Annotated in this window: 14 protein-coding genes and 1 pseudogene; 1 reads left to right on the forward strand and 14 read right to left on the reverse strand. The window is 45.0% G+C overall.

Annotated elements, in window-relative coordinates; translation table 11 throughout:
• Window positions 1-916: 916 nt before the first annotated feature.
• The 4 genes and pseudogenes from AC58PV_RS11990 to AC58PV_RS12005 all read right to left on the reverse strand — a co-directional run bounded on the left by AC58PV_RS11990 (window position 917) and on the right by AC58PV_RS12005 (window position 4,617).
• Window positions 917-2,284 (reverse strand): hypothetical protein, encoded by a 1,368-nt coding sequence (locus AC58PV_RS11990; RefSeq protein WP_497432459.1) that lies wholly within the window; start codon window positions 2,282-2,284, stop codon window positions 917-919.
• Window positions 2,285-2,415: 131 nt separating this feature from the next.
• A complete protein-coding gene (locus tag AC58PV_RS11995; RefSeq protein WP_497432460.1) occupies window positions 2,416-2,625 on the reverse strand; it encodes a PH domain-containing protein in 210 nt (69 codons plus the stop codon).
• Window positions 2,626-2,875: 250 nt separating this feature from the next.
• Window positions 2,876-3,307: pseudogene (locus tag AC58PV_RS12000) on the reverse strand (2'-5' RNA ligase family protein); the annotation flags it as partial.
• A 203-nt stretch (window positions 3,308-3,510) separates the two neighbouring features.
• On the reverse strand, window positions 3,511-4,617 hold the full coding sequence (locus tag AC58PV_RS12005) for a DUF2332 domain-containing protein (protein WP_497432461.1): 1,107 nt from the start codon (window positions 4,615-4,617) through the stop codon (window positions 3,511-3,513).
• A gap of 236 nt (window positions 4,618-4,853) precedes the next feature.
• Here AC58PV_RS12005 and AC58PV_RS12010 point away from each other — a divergent pair, with 236 nt between their 5' ends.
• Complete coding sequence (locus tag AC58PV_RS12010; RefSeq protein ID WP_497432462.1) at window positions 4,854-5,495, forward strand: peptide-methionine (S)-S-oxide reductase MsrA; 642 nt, start codon at window positions 4,854-4,856, stop codon at window positions 5,493-5,495.
• A gap of 809 nt (window positions 5,496-6,304) precedes the next feature.
• Here the strand turns inward: AC58PV_RS12010 and AC58PV_RS12015 are convergent.
• From AC58PV_RS12015 to AC58PV_RS12060, 10 genes are read right to left on the reverse strand one after another with little or no spacing between them, the layout of a single operon-like run.
• Window positions 6,305-7,300: a hypothetical protein gene (locus AC58PV_RS12015; protein WP_497432463.1), complete on the reverse strand. Its 996-nt coding sequence runs from the start codon at window positions 7,298-7,300 to the stop codon at window positions 6,305-6,307.
• Between the two features lie 30 nt (window positions 7,301-7,330).
• Window positions 7,331-8,164 (reverse strand): amidohydrolase family protein, encoded by an 834-nt coding sequence (locus AC58PV_RS12020; RefSeq protein ID WP_497432464.1) that lies wholly within the window; start codon window positions 8,162-8,164, stop codon window positions 7,331-7,333.
• 18 nt (window positions 8,165-8,182) lie between these two features.
• On the reverse strand, window positions 8,183-9,334 hold the full coding sequence (locus tag AC58PV_RS12025) for an ABC transporter substrate-binding protein (RefSeq protein ID WP_497432465.1): 1,152 nt from the start codon (window positions 9,332-9,334) through the stop codon (window positions 8,183-8,185).
• Between the two features lie 14 nt (window positions 9,335-9,348).
• The gene (locus AC58PV_RS12030; protein ID WP_497432466.1) at window positions 9,349-9,798 is read right to left on the reverse strand and encodes a MaoC family dehydratase; all 450 of its coding nucleotides are present in this window, start codon (window positions 9,796-9,798) and stop codon (window positions 9,349-9,351) included.
• 34 nt (window positions 9,799-9,832) lie between these two features.
• Window positions 9,833-10,993: a CaiB/BaiF CoA transferase family protein gene (locus AC58PV_RS12035; protein ID WP_497432467.1), complete on the reverse strand. Its 1,161-nt coding sequence runs from the start codon at window positions 10,991-10,993 to the stop codon at window positions 9,833-9,835.
• 13 nt (window positions 10,994-11,006) lie between these two features.
• A complete protein-coding gene (locus tag AC58PV_RS12040; protein ID WP_497432468.1) occupies window positions 11,007-12,158 on the reverse strand; it encodes a CaiB/BaiF CoA transferase family protein in 1,152 nt (383 codons plus the stop codon).
• Window positions 12,159-12,175: 17 nt separating this feature from the next.
• A complete protein-coding gene (locus AC58PV_RS12045) occupies window positions 12,176-13,276 on the reverse strand; it encodes a Gfo/Idh/MocA family protein (protein WP_497432469.1) in 1,101 nt (366 codons plus the stop codon).
• Between the two features lie 54 nt (window positions 13,277-13,330).
• On the reverse strand, window positions 13,331-14,773 hold the full coding sequence (locus tag AC58PV_RS12050; protein ID WP_497432470.1) for a four-carbon acid sugar kinase family protein: 1,443 nt from the start codon (window positions 14,771-14,773) through the stop codon (window positions 13,331-13,333).
• Window positions 14,773-16,038, reverse strand: coding sequence for a ribulose-bisphosphate carboxylase large subunit family protein (locus AC58PV_RS12055; RefSeq protein WP_497432471.1), 1,266 nt, complete (start codon window positions 16,036-16,038; stop codon window positions 14,773-14,775). Before AC58PV_RS12055 ends, AC58PV_RS12050 begins: the two co-directional genes overlap by 1 nt.
• A gap of 2 nt (window positions 16,039-16,040) precedes the next feature.
• Entirely contained in the window at window positions 16,041-16,712 is a 672-nt protein-coding gene (locus tag AC58PV_RS12060; RefSeq protein ID WP_497432472.1) for an aspartate/glutamate racemase family protein, read from the reverse strand.
• Between the last annotated feature and the right edge of the window lie 2 nt (window positions 16,713-16,714).

Genomic DNA, 16,714 nt, shown 5'->3' on the forward strand with positions numbered 1-16,714 from the left:
ATTACTCTTTTCAGAAAGTCGACGTATCCCTGTTCAGCTTCCCCCCTTATATATCCCTAATGTATTCGCTTACAACCTGATTATAAACGGACTGGCGCATCCGGATAAGGCGGGTAAGCCCACTTTAAGGGCAGATTTCTGCAGGAGCTTTATACAGTGAAGGGTGGCCACCTCCGCCCTGCGGACATGCCTCCCCTGCGCATTTTTATTCTTTTCCAAGATAATGCAAATATTTGAAAATACTCACTTATGGCTTATTTCCTTATTCCAATATGAAGAAACCTAGTTATTGTAGCGTAGTAGCAGCGCTCGCTCTTCATCCCCCTCTTCTATCTATGAAATAATAAAGTATTATTTTCTTGGTGCATGCAGTTCAGTTAAAAGAAAAAATTGGCTGTCCCAAAAGTAAACTTGGAGACACCTTCAGGAACAAAATAAAATGACAATTGAAAAAACCAAAGAACTATGCGGCCTGTTCTCGCCACACACACACTTATGAACCCGGACTTGCACCACCGGTAGTAATGTTACTATGTTCTTGTCACCCGACACTTCTTTTGTCTTTATAACAAAAAAAGCCTCCCCGTTTTTATGAAGGCTTTTTCAGATTACTATATATAACAATTGGCTGATCATCTTCTTTAGATACTCTAATAACAAAGAATGGCATTTGTTTTTTTACTATATTTTCTATTATACTCGATGCAATATCTTTTTCTATCTTCGACTTTTAGTCTAGGTTTCCTACCAATTTGTTCATAATATTAAAAGAAAATCAACCATTAGACCGTGAAAATATAGTATTAGACTGGGAATGGTATTAAGCTAACGGGTGGACACTTCCATAAGTGCCGAAAACAATAGGAAGATGACATGATTGAAGCTATTTTATTACGATGTAGCCTAGAAGACCACCTCACGTTTGCGGATGAGTCGTCTCCTGTTCATCAATGAACTTGTTCATGTTCACCGACTTGATGCCCTCAGCAGCGAGCAGCTCTTTAAGCCGCTTAAGATGTAAATCGCCAAGTCCGTACAAAAGATACCCCTCGCTCTTCGCTTTCTTAATATGCTGGAACATCGAGAAATCACGGGCCTTCTCCGCTTTCATAATCTCGGTATCCGCTGCACCATAATCCGACTTGGCCACATGCCAATTGTCGGCAAAAGCCTTCTTATCCGCAGCCGATGCCTGTGCCTGCTCCTCTTGAAGCTTCGTAGTGGCGTAAGCCGTTACTTCACGAACGAACGTAGTAAACAGATCCTTGCTCTTTGCAGCTTTCATGGCCTCCGTTAAAGGCTCCGCCGATTGGCCATCGCCTTCAAGGCTGGCAGCGGTTCGCTGCCACAGATCTTCCTGAGCCGCATAGGTCTGATAGAGTACGGATTCTTCATCTGCACCCGCCGCAAATCGAATCGCCATACCGAATAATCTCTTTTCTGCCTCCGACGCCATGACCCGATAATCGTAAATCACATCAATCCCTTGCAAGCCTCGAATGACTTTCGGATAAAAACTTTCCGCATAGTGCGATTTAGCCCCCGGACCTGTGCCGATGCCACCGAACTTGGCATTGCGCTCAACCTCTCGCTTCGTTATAGCCGCTTCCAGCTCAGGATTATCGGCAGCTTCAGCCGGACGTTCGGTGTAGGCTTCGTGCATGAACTTATCCGTCCCCACAGCTTTCACAACATCTTCCAACGTAGTTTCCGTATGGATTTCCCCGATTACCGTCAGCTCATCCGGAATGCGAATCCACGTATCCGTCTTCTCGACATACCCGATTTTCTCTGTCGTCTTCGCCGCGTACTGAGACATTTCATCCTTACTGTTGAAATAGCGTGATTTCCCGTCCGCGATCATATTATCTACATTCCGCTCGCCTGCGCCTTCGTTGCCGCGGCCGGTTTTGGTCTTGTTCCTGTAGCCGCCAATTAGCGCCCGCTTGATATACACCTTACGCTGAATATCGCTTTGGGATGGTGAAGCGGCTTGAATCGTACCAGCGGCTGCTGTCAGCTCCGCAGGTTTTTCCACGGATCTCGCAGCGGGGTTAGCCGCTGACTGCTGCTTGAACAGATCGCCAACCGAGCGGTTGCCGATCGTACGCTGCAGATGCATCATCTGCGCCGGGCTCATAGCCTGCGGGAGCTTCGTTGCACGCTGAAGAGCTGCACCGGACAAGCCTTTTGCCGTTTCATTTTCAACCATATTCAACGATTCGGCGGTGCCGGTCGTCGTTGTCTGCTGAGCAGCTTTGCCCTGTTGTTGGTGTGTTTGCATTAATACGCCCCTTCCTGATAGGACTATTCACTAGATTGTATCATGCTTAGTATTGGAAGAAAATACTAGAAATATATAATAAAGCACCTCATTGGGTACTTCTCTTCACCCTTTCAAAAGGGCATTAGCTATCAACCAATCAACCTTTTATTTGTAAATATAGCACTGTCCCGAAAAGTTTTATAGGCAGCTACCGCTATTTCCCCCTTAACGAGCAAACCTTCAACATCTTGTGGAATGGGGCATTCTGAAACAAAGACCCACTCTAGCATGCTTTTCATTTCTGTTGCCATTTCTACATTTTCCCAAAATAAATGGTATTCGTACTGTTTATTCGACATTTTACGGGGGACTTCCTTGAGCAAATTCAAAAAGACTTTTAGGTGATGGACGTACACAATTACTTCGCAACATATAAATGAGTTCACGTATCGGGAATTCACCCCTCGTAGAGGAAATTGCTAAAATACCGAGCCCATGCCCAACAGGTTGCTTAATGTATATGTCTAACTTTAAGGGGTCACTTCATGTTGTTTGCTGCCTTTTTATAGTAGGTTTTAAGCTACAGTTCGCCGTTAGTTCAATGACTGATTAGAACAACTTGGCAAGTTTGATATCTTCTAAAAGTACGTTTGTTTTGATATCAAATACCCGCACGAATGTTACATCGAAGCTTGGGAAAGGAGATAATGCTTCTCTTGCAGCCAATTTCATTTCTATAATTTCTGCTTCATTCATGCCCCATTTTGTTTGACCCAAAGTCAAATGTGGAATGAAGTTATCCAACTCTATATTACTGTCAATAAGTTCGGGCGGTGGGGAAACCGCATCTACCAAATTCTTGTGTAGATTATATATCGCTTTCGATTCAACGCTAAGGAATGTAACTGCTGTTCCAAATGTTCCTGGTTCAGACAAATTTAACTGGAAGATTGGAAATGAAGAACATGTTTCTCTTACCTTTTCAAGCCAATTCATATCCTCCGTAAGTCCATTTGAGAGTTTAACAGTAATATGAGGCTCAACAGGAGCCCTAAATTCGTTATTATCCCATCGGTTTGGAAATGTCTTAGCCTATTTATTACGGAATACCAAAATTTGTTCTTTATAATCTTCTGGTGGAACGATTCCTATGAAAAAAGGCATTTTTACACTCCCTTTATAAATAATATATATTTTTCTCGGATCAACTTTCCGTAAACATTTATCCCTTTAGAAAGTATTCCTCATGTTAAACCGCCCTCTAGCAGAGAAAAGACTGCAATGAAGAATAATAATTTCCATGTAAACCATCGACCGTGTCCGTCTGTTTCTGCAAGCGTCTCTTTGTATTCATTCCCATTAATGTAGTAATCAAGATGAAGGTCTAGGTCCCACAAATTGTTATAGAGATGAAACACATCCCTCTCCTTACCCAAGGATTGAATTTGCTCAATCAATTTTTTCTTATCATCAACAGGAATCTGATTGGCTACATGGGTATGAAAAATACATATTGATGAATTAAGAGATACGGTTGGAATTATATTCTGGAGCATGGCTACCCCATCCCCTTCAATTAGTTCGACAGGCTGGTTTTTTAGGTAATGAGCAGCTGACTCAAAATACAAATTACGCTCCTTATGCTCAGGCCAAATTAATGCCTTTAGCCAAAGGTAATCTTCTGAATCGTTTAGGTTATTTACGTGTAAATCCAAACCGATTCTTCGTATGACAGGTGGACTATGCTCAAACAATAATGGAAATTTATCTCCTTTAATCTCTGCAATTATTTCTAATGTCGACTGCAGAGATCCGTACTTTTGGTTTGATTTATAGGAGTAGGAATACTTATCCCACATGAGTTGCAAGCCAGCACTCGTTCCTATTTCTAAAAGGGTTAATGGCTTCTTGATTATTCCATAAATATGACAAAAGCTGGGGTACAAATATGCACAACGTCTAACTTCGTTAGTTTGAACAAGTTTATTTTCTAAAAGTTGAATGATCTCTTTTTCGTTCTGCTTACAAATATCTTTGAAACAATTTATTGCTCCTGTAGATTCCATTGGTCTGTCTACTATGCTGGCGTAGTATGAGGTCAACTCATGTTCTACCCCACTTAAAAGCAAATAATGAACTGCCCCAAATAAAAGGTTAGGTACTGGTTGACCTAGTTTTGAGTGTGTAGCTAGTTTAAGTAATTCCAAGTCATGTGCAATGTTCCCAGCAAGATGTTCATAAAGAGCGCTTGAGTCTTGACATTCTCTTTCAGCAAAAATCCTAAACTTATCCGATAGTACATTGATATCCAACACGACCACCACCTTTTCCAGATAGTGGTTTATTAACATGAATCTTCGATAAACATTGCTTTAATATTTCTATTATATTAATAGCGCTCTTTTATCACTTACACCTTCAAGTTGAGGGGTAACATTGGAAGTAATCTGCCATTTACCGGGGTGGTTTATTTTTTTATGTCGACATTCGGACAATGTGTTTGTCATCCGACAATACCCAGTGTAGACTTTCCATTCTTTTTTGCACATAATAATTTCTAAACATAATACGAGGTGACAGTCCATCAATGGTTAATGACAATGACAATATGAAAACCATCACTCTTGGCATGGGCTGCTTCTGGAGCCCTGACGCTTTGTTCGGACAGATGCCCGGTGTGATTAGAACACGTGTAGGCTATGCAGGCGGAACAACTTCTGGACCGACATATAGAATGCTCGGCGACCACACCGAGACGGTGGAGCTCGATTTTGATCCCAAACGGGTAAGTTTGGAATCAATACTCGAGTTGTTCTGGAAACACCATCATCCACCGAACATCAACGAGTATAAAGGCCGACAATATTTGTCTCTGGTCTTATACCGCGATGAGCTGCAGAAAAACACAATTAATAATGTGACTGAAGGCTTCAGGCTTAAAGGGAAAGACAGACCAGATACTGAGATCGCTCCCTTAAAGGGATTCTATCCAGCCGAGGAACGGCATCAAAAGTATTATTTAAAGCGATACCCTGATGCGGTACTGAAACTGAGACCTCTTTATCCTACCCCCGAGGATCTGATGAACGCTACCTTGGCCGCACGTTTAAACGGCTTAGCGAAAGGCTTTACCAACCTATCGCTTGTGATCCAGGATATCCAAAGTTGGCCGATCGGGGAAGTCGAGCGGGCTGAGCTGATCCGTTTGGTTCAAGAGATTAGGTGGTAACGCTGTAGCGCTCCCACCTAAAATAAAAACGAAATAATCCACACTAAAGCTCTAGTCGAGCGGAGAGTTATTGATACATTAGAACAAAAAATTGTACCAATAGCAAAAAGGAAAGAGATCATTGTTTGCGCTGCGTCCAATGATCCCTTTCCTTTACGTTCTGCGTGAGCGTAGTGAACCTTTTGTATGTATTTCTAATATTCATAATGATTCTTAAATGGGAATACTTCATACATTCCAGCTTCATCCTACCAGTTAGCTTTGCATCCATTTTATTTTCTTCTTTTGAAATTACTTGTTCTAACAAAACCCATCTCGAACCGATCCCAAATCGACCATCTATAATCTAGGTGAATTTATGTCGCAAGACTACAATGTTGGGACATTTGTGCATTTTTAGATGACACAAATCTTCCTGCATAAAAGTAAAAAAACCTGATTCCTCAGGCAATTGCATTTAAACTTATGTAGGCACATTTGTGTCATTGGACATCAGATCAATTGTTATTATATAGTGTCATACACTTTTTTTATTGGTATGTTTTTCCCCTCAAAAAAATAAGTTAGGGTTTTCTCAGAATTAATAATAAAAGAACTCGCCATTTTGTGACGAGCCTGAAAGGTTTCAAGAAAACGAACGAACGACTTCTAATGATTCATCGCCGCCAGCTTTTGCGTGAGCTATTAGATTAGTGGAATCGTACAATCAGGCTACACTTACTCTCAACTCCCTCTGGACAGTAAATATGAAAGAATGAGGCCATTTTCTCCTCCTTATTAACCTATTTTGGATACTGTTAAACATACATTTATAGCGGATTAATCGATTCCAAAAAACAATTTAATACTGTCATTTCAATTTCTACAAGTCTGTTTATTCCATGTCTTGTTTTTTCTACCACATCTTTATTTTTAGTTAAGGAGTACTTCAAAATCGAGTTTCTATGATACAATGTTTCTCTTTCAATTATTTGGTAATTTACAAACAAACTATCAGCGTTCTTTAGTAAGTTGTTGGTCCCCATGTATTTTATTCTAGAAAGCATACATTTTTTATGATCCCAAAGTGCATGGAAAGGTCGTTTATCAATTTTTTGATCTTCACCGTGTAGTAGACGGCTTAAATAATCATCTAGATGCTGATATACAGATATACCGTAAATAAATTCGTCTTTATACATATGAAGTCGTTTATCGTATTGGAAGGAATTTTTCGAATAGAGATATTCAATTATTGAATTGGCGAGAAAGTTTAGGTCAAAATCAACGGAGATCTTCTTGTATTTATACATAGATACTCCTCCCAACAAGTCTTCGATTTGACTAACGCTTTTATAAGCATTCTCCAATTCAGTAAAAGTACATCTAGTGAACATGTACTTGCCATCTTTCAAGGAACCGGCAATAAAAAATATCTCCTCTTCAATGTCGTAGCCATAAACAAAGACGTTATGAACAAATTTATATGATTGATATGCATTTGAGTCAGGTATGTAATATTCATCAATATAAAAATAATTATAAAAATCAAGATTAATTGAATAAATTAAAAACTCGCAGATGTTTGATTCCCATTTATTTTTTATTAAACTATTATCGACATGTTGCCGGGGGACAAATATCGTGTCATTATGAGCCCAGTCTGTAAAACCTATCATTAATGATTGTTTACCACAACAGAGTTGTACAAAATGTGAGTGGTACCACGGCAATGTCTCTTCATAATTTGCGATTATTGAAAGTACATTTGACTGGATGCTATAGGAAGTAATCTCTGGATATTTCATCGGCAATATTTTCTTCATTGTTACCTCCATCCATAAAATATTACTTCTTCACAAATTATAGAACCTAGCTGCAGTCCCGCCCAGAATGGCTTCGCGATCTGCCTGACTGTAGTCCGCTATCGCGCGATTCGTTTCGTTCCACACTTTGCAGTAATCCCCAGCAAGATTGGCCACAGGCCAGTCGCTGCCGAACATTAACCGTCCAGATCCGAAGACGTCCATTGCATGAAGGATATAAGGCTTAATGTCGTTGGCTGTCCATCGATCCCAGATCGCAGCCGTATTCAATCCCGATACTTTCGCATACACATTCGGATACTGAGCGGCGATCGCCATGCCATCCGCCCATGATTGAAATAAGCCTTCCCGAATCGGCGGCTTTGCCAAATGATCGATAACCAACTTGAGATTTGGAATGTTTTCAGCCAAAGTTGGAACGTGTTTGAGGTGATCGGGGAAGATGGCCACCAAATCGTAGGGAATACCGGCTGTTGCTAACACTTTCAACCCTTCCATTACATCAGGACGAATCACCCAATCGGGATCTGGCTCTTCGTGGTTAAGATGCCGCACACCTTTGAAATAGGGGTTCTTGAGATACGTTTCAAGCTTTCTCGAAACCTCATCCGGCCGATCAAGAGGAACCCAACCGACAACACCGGCGACCCAAGTATACTGCTCGGCCACCTCAAGCATATAGTCCGTATCCGCGTAATGATTCATCGCCTGGACAAGAACGGTTTTGTCTACGCCGCACGCTTGCAAGAATGGCTCAAGTTCAGGCGCTTCAATATTTCTGTAAATCGATTTCGTCTCCGCAGTCGGCCAGTGATACGGGATACGTTCAAAATTCCAAAAATGCTGATGTGAATCAACCTTCACACAGGTTCCTCCCATCTTTCACTTTTTATAATCGTGAACCAGTTGGTTTAGTCGATGAATGAGTGTCCGTGAACTTTCGGTTCCCTTAAGTAGAAACTGCTGAATCTCTGCGCCTACACGGTCTTGGAATCCAATATAGCCATTAAACCGCGGTCGCATAGAACCGAGCTCAAGCGTCTCCAGCGTATCTGTGAAAAATCCATGGGATACCCGATTGACTTCAGCATCTTTCCATGCACTCAAATGCCCAGGCTGTCCACCGTTTTGAACAAAAGAAGATTTCTGATAGTCACCGCTTACGGTCATCTGGAGAAAGTTGACAGCATGTTCACGATACTTGCAACGTGAGGAGATGGCCAAGCCGACCCCGCCGATCATACTCCCACTCGGGCTTCCGTTCGAGGAAGGAATATTCGTGCAGCGGATAAGACTAGGGCGGAAAGCTTCTCTTGCATAATTGGAGTACCCATAAATCAAAGGAACATAAGCAATCTCATTAGTCGTTGACATCAATTCGTACATACCGATCGGATCGACTGTGGCTGATTGCTGATGTGAAACAGCCAGTAAATTCATAAGTACGCTAAGCGCCTCTTCTCCAACAGCATATGGGATATCCGCATCCTGGCTCCAGAAGGCTTCACCGCCAATTTGTGCGCATAATGTAAAATAACTAGCATACGCGTGTACTGGTACCAGTGGAAGTCCAATCTGACTGCCCTTTGGAAGCTTCTTAGATAACGCTAGCACATCGTCCCAGCTGTGCGGCACCTCTAATCCTGAAGCTTGAAGAAGATCTTCACGGTAAGCAGCAATCTGGGCAGCTGCATCTGCCGCAAGCGCCCATTGCCGCCCCTCCCATGTATAGCTGTCAAAGCTTAAGCCAACACTTTGTAACTTTTGATCGGCTAGATACGAAGAAGATACAAGATCATCTAACGGCAGCAGAAGGTTCTCGGAAACAGCCGCACCAAGGTGAGGATGATCAATCATGATCAATTCATATCGATCAGCGAGAAGCTCCAAAGGATAATTTTCAAAATCCTGCAAAGAACGAGCATCCCATTCAATTTTGACGTTCGGATGCATCCTGTTATAGTCGGAAGCTGCGGCAATCAGTGGATTTACTCCCCGTTCATGCTGCCAAGTCATCCCTCGAATCGTAATCATCTAGATCCTCCATTCTACCCTTGCAACGATTTCTTCCTTACCAATAGTAAATGTTCGCATACCAATACGGCGGCACCATGCTGATTGATCACTTCCACTTGTTCTACGACAATTCCGTGATCCTCTCTCTTCGCGTAAGCTCTTTGTTCTTTGATGGAAATACGTACGTGAATCGTATCCCCGATAAACACCGGTTTGATAAAACGCAGTCGGTCATATCCATATGAGAACGCTTCTGGATTTATTTCTCCGGCACTCATCCCGACACCGACACTAAAAATTAAAGTACCATGCGCGATACGCTGCTTAAAATCTTGGGTTTTGCACCATTCCGCATCCATGTGATGCGGATAAAAATCTCCTGTTTGCCCCGCGTGCAATACAATATCAGTTTCAGTAATCGTACGGCCGACCGTTTCTCGGATAGCGCCAACTTCAAAATCTTCGAAAAAAATGGATCGCATGCTCATGTCATCACCTCTATGAAAACTTTTTACATTAAAGTTGATATTCTTTCCGTACTTTCAACGTATCCTCGCCAACTCGTGGCGAACCTTTGGCTGAAGTAAGCAGTTGACCGTCAATGCGGAGCGGACAGCGAGTCGTGAACATAGCGGAACCGTTACTGCGCTTTATTTCTTGCACCATGTTCAACATTTGAAAAGCCTCCTGCTGCATAAGCTGGTTCCAATTCAGTATCTCCGCGCAGTGATAACCAGCTGGTTCAAGGCGCTCTAGCCATTCCCTGGTGATTTTTCGCAGCAGATGATCAGACAAGATCCTTTTAATCTTATCTCTTTCTGTAATCCAAGAATTGGGATCGACATAATCCAGTAAAGATTCGCATTCCAGCAGCTTTCCTAACTCCGTTACAGAGCCTTGCGCCAATGCAAGGAAGCCGTCCTTCGTCTGGTAAATCCCATAGGGCGCTCCCATATACGGGTGAGCATTGTGAATCTCACTACGAACCGGCAACTTGCCGCCGTCATTCAGGAAAGTAGTCAATTCCATAAATTGGAAATCCAATAGAGATTCAAACAAACTGACCTGAACGTGGCAGCCTTCCCCCGTAACCCCTCTTCGTACCAGACCAGATAAGATTCCTTGAACAAGGTGGGCGCCTGCCGACATATCCGCAAGAGCCAAGCCAAATGGCGTCGGCGGTTGCCCTTGATTGCCATTTAACCACGTCATACCGGATAGTGATTGGACAAGCAAATCCTGGCCCGGCTTTCCAACCCATGGACCTTCGTTGCTGTAACCTGTGATTTCACCGTAAATCAACTTTGGATTTATCTCCTTAACCAATTCATAATTCAAACCAAGTTTTATCATAACGCCCGGTCGAAAATTTTGAATAAGTACATCCGCTTTATCAATCAACTTCATTACTAGATGAGCATCCTCAGGGTTCTTTAAATCAGCTGCAATGCTTTCTTTGTTACGGTTGATAGAATGAAACAGTGTGCTATCGCCATCAAGCTCTAGATTCGATATATATAGCGTTCTGCAAATGTCCCCGATCACCGGCCGTTCAATTTTGATCACACGAGCCCCCAAGTCAGCTAGACGAAGCGCCGCCGAAGGGCCGGATAGGAATTGACTGAAATCAAGCACCAACATGCCTTCAAGAGGTTTCGTAAAAGTAACTCCGTTCATGTTGTCACCGCTCTCATCCATCTATCAAATTGAAGTCCATCTCAATCTTCGCGTTGTTTTCACCGATGGCAGGCGCCCATTGCGTGGATTTGATGCGTTCACCATTAATCCGAATGGGACAACGTGTCGTCCTAAGCAGTTGCTGACCAGGACGGCCTACCTCCTGTATCATGTCCAGCACTTTGAACCCTTCATGATTCATTAATTTATCCCAAGTAAACACGTCAGAGCTCCAATAATCCGCAGGTTCTAATACGCTAAGCCACTCCTCCGTCGTTCGCTGCTTCAAATGCTCGACAAGAAGTCCCTTAATCTCATCCCTGCGCGTAAACCATTCCTTCGGATCGGTAAACGCCGCCACCTCCGGACATTCGAGCAATTGTCCCAGACGGACGATGGAACCCATCGCTAGTGCGATATAACCGTCTTGCGTCTCATAAATCCCGTATGGCGCGCCCAAATAAGCATGAGCATTGTTAATGTTGCTGCGCTCAGGCAGATGTCCGCCATCGTTTAGATACGTCGTCAGCACCTCAAATTGGAAGTCCAACATGGATTCAAGCAAACTGACCTCTACAAACCCGCCTTCACCAGTACGTCCTCTTCGAACCAGGCAGGCCAAAATTCCCTGCGCTAACTGCGCACCTGTCATCATATCCGCGATCGCAAGCGAGAACGGCATCGGAGGCTGGTCGCCATTTCCATTCAAATAAGCGAGACCAGTCAAGGATTGAACGAGAAGATCCTGTCCTGGTTTGTTTTTCCAAGGTCCCTCTTTTCCGTATCCGGTGACCGTTCCGTAGACGATACGAGGATTGATTTTTTTCACATCCTCATAACCAAGTCCGATTTTCTCCATCGTTCCAGGTCGAAAGTTTTCGACCAACACATCCGCTTGACTAATCAGCTTGGTGAGCTTGCCCAGATCCTTAGGATTTTTCAAGTCGGCTGCATAGCTTTCTTTATTACGATTAATCGTTTGAAACAGAACGCCGCCTTCCTCAGTCTCAAGATTGTTTAACAGCAGTTGGCGGCAACCGTCCCCAGACCCAGGCCGTTCAATTTTTATGACCCTTGCGCCCAGATCCGCCAGACGAAGTGTCGCTGAGGGTCCGGACAAATACTGGCAAAACTCCAGCACCACTAATCCTTCCAATGGTCTCATCACTTACACCTCGACGTTTATTGAATTTCATCTAATCGGACAGGCCGATTTTCAGCCATTGACCGATAGGCTGCAAATAGCATCTGTATCGTTAATAAATTATCCCGAACACTATTCTCCGGCTCGCGATCTTCTTCAATCGCTCTCATCAATTCTCCCATTGTCCCCATGAATGCATGTGGGAACCATTTGCCCTCAAGCGAAGGGCTGAACCAATAGTTCGGGTCAATTTCTTTCGAAATGAAGCTGATCGTATCCTCTCTGCCCACGGGATAGTTATACAAGGCGCCGTTCGTCCCTTTAATCATGCCTTTCGTCCCTTCAAACCGGAAGGTCGCGAACCAATCCTCCACATTCGCCCAGTTATTATGGTTGTCGTGAATGAGTCCTCTTGTCTCCCCTGGGAATTTCATATGCAGCATCGTTCTAGTCTCGCCTTGTACTTCCTGTCCCGGAAATTTGGCCCCATCCGCATAAATATATTCGGGTGTACCCAACAAGAATCGAATGGAATCCATGTAATGGATACTGTGGTACATCACTTCGAGCGTCTCGACTTGACGTAAAAAAGACCAGTTGGCAAAATTCGTGTTCACATTAACCTGAATGGTTGCCTGAGTCAGCTCTCCAAGCCAACCTCTTTGTATGATCGAGTGACTCGCCCTTATGCCGGGAGCCCAGCGCATTTGCTGGTTGATCGCTCCTTTGACGCCTGCGCGTTCACATATGTCGACGATGCTTTTAGCGGAGCTATAATTGTCTGCAAGAGGCTTTTGGCAGAGTATGTGTTTTCCGGCCGCAGCGGCCATTTTCACGATATCCAGCTGTAAATCCGCGGTTAGCGCAATGTCTACAATCTCGACTTCCGGATCAAGTATCATTTCTTCCACGGTATCGTATACCTTGGGAATGCCATACCTGTTGGCGACAATTTCTGCTTTATTTCTTGTTCGATTCGTAATCCCTACAACATTAAACCCTGCCATTCGGTAAGCTGGAAGATGCGCTTCGCTTACGATTTCACCAGCACCCACGATCCCGATACCGAAAGATTTGTTCATGGGCAGCTTCGGTTTATAGTCTAGATCCAACCATGAAGTGTGATCTTTAACGTCCATGTAAGCCCACCTTTTCATTTATTCGTAGTCGTACAATAAGGCTCTACTAGCACGTTAGCTATAATCAGCAACCTTTTCAAAAAAATTCGCAGTGCCCACCTGTCCGCCCTTGAGCACTAGTTCAAGACCCTCAAACTGAGGGTCATTCGCATAAGCACGGCAGAGCGGCCCACCCGGATCAAGTGCAGCTATACATTCTATCGCATACACACCTAGCTCCCTCGTCACATACCCTGAGGTGTCTCCGCCTGCAATCAAAATACGTTTAATTCCAAGCTGACTTACTAGCTCTTTAGCTACAGAACCAAGGGCCATGCCTAGCAATCGGCTGCTGTCTTCTGCCCTAATTCCCTCTGCGGCCAATACCTTGCGTACAGCTTCAATGCTCGCATCATTTGGACCTGTTGCCGAATACAACATGACATGCTTCCCTTGGGAAAGCCACTGCCCAGCTTCTAGCTGCAGCTTCGCACGGGCAGCCTCGCGTGTTTCTGGCATGATCAGTTCGATCGTTGGTACACGAATACCCACAAATCCTGCTTGCAAGGCATGTTGAATCTGCTCTTCTGTGACCGGCGAACAGCTTCCTGAAATAACAAGCAGGGGTGGTTGAGATAGTGAGGGAGATGGAGAGTCTTGCCTCTTCTCTCTTATTGGAGGTTTCGCCCACCTCCCTGCTGATGTCCCTAATGATTTGCGCCAAACTTCCCCTAATGCGTACTCAACCCCAGAGGAGCCGATGACAAAGACCCCTTCTTGCCCCGCTGCCTCTTCCCAAATCAGTCTTCCCGCTGTTTCCAATCGCCGCTCATCCAAGACATCAAAAAGAAGCAGATCCGGCTTTTCTTGCTGGATGACCTTCTCAAGGCGCTCTCGTACCTGGGCATCAGTGCCGTCTAGCGCCAAAATATCCAATAGAGCTGATCTCAGAGCAGTCTGCTGAGCCAAATGCTTTCGCAGATCGGATTCCGCCATTGGCGTAACAGGATGCTTGGACATCGTCGGATGGAGATCTAGCCGATGTACCTGCCTTCCACCTTTGGCAAAATGATTGCCAAACAAGGTATAACGGCCCAAATACGGCACACCGACCAGCAGCGGAATGAATCGGCCGCCGAACACTTCCCGCCCAATTTCCGCTGCTTTGCCGATATTACCTGTGCGAGGCGAAGAGTCAAAAGTTGAACAAACTTTATAATGCACGACGGCTGCTCCAGCTGCTTTTAATGTTGTGAAAATCCGCCGCAGCTCCGTCTCCATTTCCTCTGGCGTTAAGGAGCGTCCCACCCCAGCCACGCCGAAGCAAGCAACATCTGGAAATCGCTCCAGCACTTCAGCTGAGGGCGTCTCTAAGAACAAGACAGTTCTTAATCCGGAATGGAACAATGATTCGAGTACATCCGTGGAACCGGTAAAATCATCTCCATAATAACAGAGCAGCCGTCTAGTCTCTGAACTTAAGACTTTGTGACCTATTCCTACAGGGGATTCGTCCACTAGCCCTCATCCTTCCCGTATTTCTCAATCGCCCTTTGCAAAATTGGATGATGAGCCGCATACGTGTCTAGGGGGATGCCCTGAACCGCTGCTTCCCAACCTAGCTTCATACTCTCAAATCCGGCTGCGGGACCATCCGGATGCGCCAACATGCCTCCGCCGGCCAAGTGCATGACATCCACAGTTTCCGTTGCTGCATAGGTAGCCGGAGCAGTTCCTGCCCACTGAGCAGAGGATACGACCGGCATCGAGCTGTAGCCGCCAAAGAGCGGGGAAGTACAAGCTTTTATAGAGCGAACTACCGATTCGTTACTTTCGTAAAACTTACTATTTAGACCATTCACGTGCAACTGATCTGCGCCGGCTAATCGGCATAGCTTTTGATAGGCCGTAAATTCTATCCCAAGAAGCGGCGAACGAGTCAGCATTCCCCATTGGTTGCGATGACCATGGATCGGAACTTCGCTGAACTGGTTCAAAAACGCAAGCCCTGACAACCCGATGCTAAGGATGCTAACCATCACGCAGGTACCACCTGCTTTTACAACCAAATCATGATTTCTTTGAAGCTCATCATAATCACCTGTAATGTTAAATGCATACATGAGCTTTTTGCCTGTGGCATCTGCCGCTCTTTCAACAGCTTCCATGACCGCTTTCACTTTATCAGCTAAAGGTGCGCAAGGTGGATTCGCATTCAACTCATCATCCTTAATGAAATCCATGCCAGCTCTCGCCAGCTTCCCTACTAATGTTGATAATTCGTCCGTCGTTAATCCGATGCTCGGCTTCACAATCGTCCCAAGAATCGGTCGATCATAGACGCCCGTCAGCTTCCTTGTTCCTTCTATCCCAAATTTCGGACCCGGATATCTCGCCGCAAACGCGTCCGGCAGCTCCAGATCTAGCAATCTAAGCCCTGACAGTTCCTGAAGTTCAAATAAATTGCCAGCAACAGCAGACATTAAATTAGGCATGGAGGGTCCGAAGTTATGGAGAGGAAACGATACAGTCACACGTCCACGACGATACAGACCGTCATGATTCAGTGGCGTCTTGGCCCCAGGAAGTGAAGGGGAATTCACTTCCTCTAGCGGTTCAATATTCTCTATTTTTGCGCCATACAGGTCCTTAAGCGACAATGTCTCTCCTGGGACAGCCGTGAACGTACCGGTTGACTGTTCGCCAGCGATACAAGCAGCTGCCCGTTCCAAGGTGTACGCTGTTTCTACCAAATAAACAGCTGTTACGCGATCTTGACTCATGCTCATTTCGCCTCCAAGGCAGCAGCAAGCAGCGCCTTCACCTGCTCGACGCCCGATCTAGGCGAAGAAAGAACTGGCTTGCTGGTCACCTCCGCCAGCGCTTGCTCCATACGCGCCATTGAGCCTTGCGCCAGTACCAATACATCGGCCGTTTCCGCAACCCGCTTCGCCGTTTCCAGCAATAGACGGTCATGCTCTTCCGGGTTACCGCTGATCAGAGCATCAAAGGCCCCCTCCGCGAGTCCGCTCACAAGCTGCACCTGAGCTCCTGCTTCATCCGCTTTACTCAGAATGAGTCGTAAAGTCGGTTCCAAGGTTGACGGCAGCGTTGCCAACACGCCAATCCGCGCATAGCTGGCTACCGCCTTGGCAGCCATCGATTCATCAATTCGAACAATCGGTACCCCGATGGCTGAACGCGCTTCCTCTGCAACTTCCCCAACAGAGGAACATGTATTGAGAATGACGTCTGCGCCAAGCTCCTCTGCATGCCGGTAATACTGAACCAGATGGCGAGACACGAGATCAGGAATATGCCCTGCACGATTCACATCGCCGATTAAGCTATCATCAATAATCGAAATAAGCCGAATATCCGGCAGCAGCTCTTGAAATACCTTTTTCAAAGGGTCTGCTAAGCCCTGCCCTGTGTAGATGGCAACTACCGTTTGCATCG

The sequence above is a fragment of the Paenibacillus sp. J22FR83 genome, from assembly GCF_059691955.1.